General features: G+C 50.4%; 3 protein-coding genes and 1 pseudogene. 3 read left to right on the forward strand and 1 reads right to left on the reverse strand.

Translation table 11 applies throughout. From position 1 onward, the window contains the following. Window positions 1-460, reverse strand: a pseudogene (locus tag ACGLHT_RS29840) (phosphoribosylformylglycinamidine synthase); the annotation flags it as partial. A 257-nt stretch (window positions 461-717) separates the two neighbouring features. Here ACGLHT_RS29840 and mltF point away from each other — a divergent pair. From mltF to fimE, 3 genes are all read left to right on the forward strand, one after another. Then, window positions 718-2,250 (forward strand): membrane-bound lytic murein transglycosylase MltF, encoded by a 1,533-nt coding sequence (gene mltF / locus ACGLHT_RS29845; protein WP_394520759.1) that lies wholly within the window; start codon window positions 718-720, stop codon window positions 2,248-2,250. A 33-nt stretch (window positions 2,251-2,283) separates the two neighbouring features. Continuing rightward, a protein-coding gene (locus ACGLHT_RS29850; RefSeq protein WP_103215986.1) for an IS1-like element IS1A family transposase occupies window positions 2,284-2,981 on the forward strand; the annotation gives its coding sequence in 2 pieces (ribosomal slippage) (window positions 2,284-2,533 and window positions 2,533-2,981; 699 coding nt in all). Between the two features lie 9 nt (window positions 2,982-2,990). Then, window positions 2,991-3,587 carry a type 1 fimbria switch DNA invertase FimE gene (fimE, locus tag ACGLHT_RS29855; protein ID WP_394520760.1) on the forward strand — a complete coding sequence of 199 codons (597 nt, stop codon included), beginning with the start codon at window positions 2,991-2,993 and terminating at the stop codon, window positions 3,585-3,587. Window positions 3,588-3,613: the final 26 nt, after the last annotated feature.

Raw genomic sequence — 3,613 nt, forward strand, 5'->3', positions numbered from 1 at the left:
GATGGTGGGCAAACAACTGCTCTGCATCATCTAAAGCAAAAAAGACCGTTTCCATCATGCGGTCGTGCAGTTCAGCGGTAACCTGCTGCCATTGTTCATTGGTCGGCGTACCGGCTTCTATATAGTAAGCAACGCCGCGCTCAAGGCGGTTTACCTGTTGTAGCCCGCAGTTATGGGCAATATCGGTCGCTTTCGAAGACCAGGGAGAGATGGTGCCAGGACGCGGGGTCACCAGCAGGAGTTTGCCTTGCGGGGCGTGGCTGGCGAGTGCCGGACCATATTTCAGCAGGCGTTCAAGTTGTGCGTGCTCATCATCGTTTAACGGCGCATTGAGGTCAGCAAAATGGACATACTCGGCGTAAATATTGTGAACCGGGAGCCTGGCAGCCTGAAAACGTGCCAGCAGTTTGTTGATTCGGAATGCCGACAGTGCAGGCGAACCACGCAGAATTTCCATCATAAGTCTCTCGTCTTCTAAGCTTTCGGTGTACCCAAGGGGGGGAAACGGGCGTCATTATAAAGAATCTGATGCGCTGACGAAACCGTTTGCGTGGAAATAAAATCACCATCGTGAATTAGCAACGCGTGCCGCCAATGGATGTAATAAGTTGCCATCTGGCGCAGGTTTACGCAAAATGCCGCTCATTTATGAGTAAACCTTTCACTATTATTACGTTTTTTCAAGCTGGGACGCGCACGACACAGAGAATTAACTAATTGAAAAAATTAAAGATTAATTATCTGTTCATCGGCATTCTGGCACTGCTGCTCGCGGTCGCTCTCTGGCCATCCATTCCCTGGTTTGGTAAAGCCGACAACCGTATCGCCGCCATTCAAGCGCGGGGAGAGTTGCGTGTGAGCACCATTCATACTCCCCTGACTTATAACGAAATCAACGGGAAACCTTTTGGCCTGGATTACGAACTGGCGAAACAGTTTGCCGATTACCTCGGCGTAAAACTGAAAGTGACCGTGCGGCAGAATATCAGCCAGCTGTTTGACGACCTTGATAATGGTAACGCCGACCTGCTGGCGGCAGGACTTGTCTATAACAGTGAGCGGGTAAAAAATTATCAGCCTGGCCCTACCTATTATTCCGTGTCACAACAACTGGTTTATAAAGTGGGTCAGTATCGCCCACGTACGCTGGGCAACCTGACGGCGGAGCAACTCACCGTTGCACCGGGTCATGTGGTGGTTAACGATCTCCAGACCCTGAAAGAAACAAAATTCCCGGAATTAAGCTGGAAGGTAGACGACAAAAAAGGCTCTGCGGAATTAATGGAAGATGTCATCGAAGGAAAACTCGATTACACCATTGCTGATTCTGTCGCCATCAGCCTGTTTCAGCGCGTTCACCCGGAGCTCGCCGTAGCGCTCGATATCACCGATGAACAACCGGTGACTTGGTTTAGCCCGTTAGATGGCGATAATACCCTTTCCGCCGCCCTGCTCGACTTCTTCAACGAAATGAATGAAGACGGTACGCTGGCACGCATTGAAGAGAAATACCTGGGGCATGGCGATGATTTTGATTACGTCGATACGCGCACATTTTTACGCGCCGTCGATGCGGTACTGCCGCAGTTAAAGCCCCTGTTTGAGAAATACGCCGAAGAAATTGACTGGCGTTTGCTGGCCGCTATTGCTTATCAGGAATCGCACTGGGATGCACAGGCCACTTCACCGACGGGTGTGCGCGGCATGATGATGTTAACCAAAAATACCGCGCAAAGCCTCGGCATTACGGATCGTACCGATGCCGAACAGAGCATCAGCGGTGGCGTGCGTTATTTGCATGATATGATGAGTAAAGTGCCGGAAAGTGTGCCGGAGAACGAGCGGATCTGGTTTGCCCTCGCTGCGTACAATATGGGCTATGCGCATATGCTGGATGCCCGCGCCCTGACGGCAAAAACCAAAGGGAATCCTGACAGTTGGGCTGACGTAAAACAGCGTCTGCCTTTACTTAGCCAGAAACCCTATTACAGCAAGCTGACTTACGGCTACGCTCGTGGACATGAAGCCTACGCTTATGTCGAAAATATTCGTAAGTATCAGATTAGCCTGGTGGGTTATCTGCAAGAGAAAGAGAAGCAGGCTACAGAAGCGGCGATGCAACTGGCGCAGGATTATCCGGCGGTATCGCCTACGGAGTTGGGCAAAGAGAGATTTCCTTTTCTCTCGTTTCTTTCCCAGTCGTCATCAAACTATTTGACCCATTCTCCGGTGATGCTGCCAACTTACTGATTTAGTGTATGATGGTGTTTTTGAGGTGCTCCAGTGGCTTCTGTTTCTATCAGCTGTCCCTCCTGTTCAGCTACTGACGGGGTGGTGCGTAACGGCAAAAGCACCGCCGGACATCAGCGCTATCTCTGCTCTCACTGCCGTAAAACATGGCAACTGCAGTTCACTTACACCGCTTCTCAACCCGGTACGCACCAGAAAATCATTGATATGGCCATGAATGGCGTTGGATGCCGGGCAACAGCCCGCATTATGGGCGTTGGCCTCAACACGATTTTACGTCACTTAAAAAACTCAGGCCGCAGTCGGTAACCTCGCGCATACAGCCGGGCAGTGACGTCATCGTCTGCGCGGAAATGGACGAACAGTGGGGCTATGTCGGGGCTAAATCGCGCCAGCGCTGGCTGTTTTACGCGTATGACAGGCTCCGGAAGACGGTTGTTGCGCACGTATTCGGTGAACGCACTATGGCGACGCTGGGGCGTCTTATGAGCCTGCTGTCACCCTTTGACGTGGTGATATGGATGACGGATGGCTGGCCGCTGTATGAATCCCGCCTGAAGGGAAAGCTGCACGTAATCAGCAAGCGATATACGCAGCGAATTGAGCGGCATAACCTGAATCTGAGGCAGCACCTGGCACGGCTGGGACGGAAGTCGCTGTCGTTCTCAAAATCGGTGGAGCTGCATGACAAAGTCATCGGGCATTATCTGAACATAAAACACTATCAATAAGTTGGAGTCATTACCAAACGTCGTTATCTTACCGGTAAAGAAGTTCAGGCCATGATGCAGGCGGTTTGTTACGGGGCAACGGGAGCCAGAGATTATTGTCTTATTCTGTTGGCATATCGGCATGGGATGCGTATTAGTGAACTGCTTGATCTGCATTATCAGGACCTTGACCTTAATGAAGGTAGAATAAATATTCGCCGACTGAAGAACGGATTTTCTACCGTTCACCCGTTACGTTTTGATGAGCGTGAAGCCGTGGAACGCTGGACCCAGGAACGTGCTAACTGGAAAGGCGCTGACCGGACTGACGCTATATTTATTTCTCGCCGCGGGAGTCGGCTTTCTCGCCAGCAGGCCTATCGCATTATTCGCGATGCCGGTATTGAAGCTGGAACCGTAACGCAGACTCATCCTCATATGTTAAGGCATGCTTGCGGTTATGAATTGGCGGAGCGTGGTGCAGATACTCGTTTAATTCAGGATTATCTCGGGCATCGAAATATTCGCCATACTGTGCGTTATACCGCCAGTAATGCTGCTCGTTTTGCCGGATTATGGGAAAGAAATAATCTCATAAACGAAAAATTAAAAAGAGAAGAGGTTTGATTTAACTTATTGATAATAAAGTTAAA

It is taken from the genome of Pseudomonas sp. PsB (assembly GCF_043658375.1).
In the GTDB taxonomy this organism is placed as follows: Bacteria; Pseudomonadota; Gammaproteobacteria; order Pseudomonadales; family Pseudomonadaceae; genus Aquipseudomonas; species Aquipseudomonas putida_Z.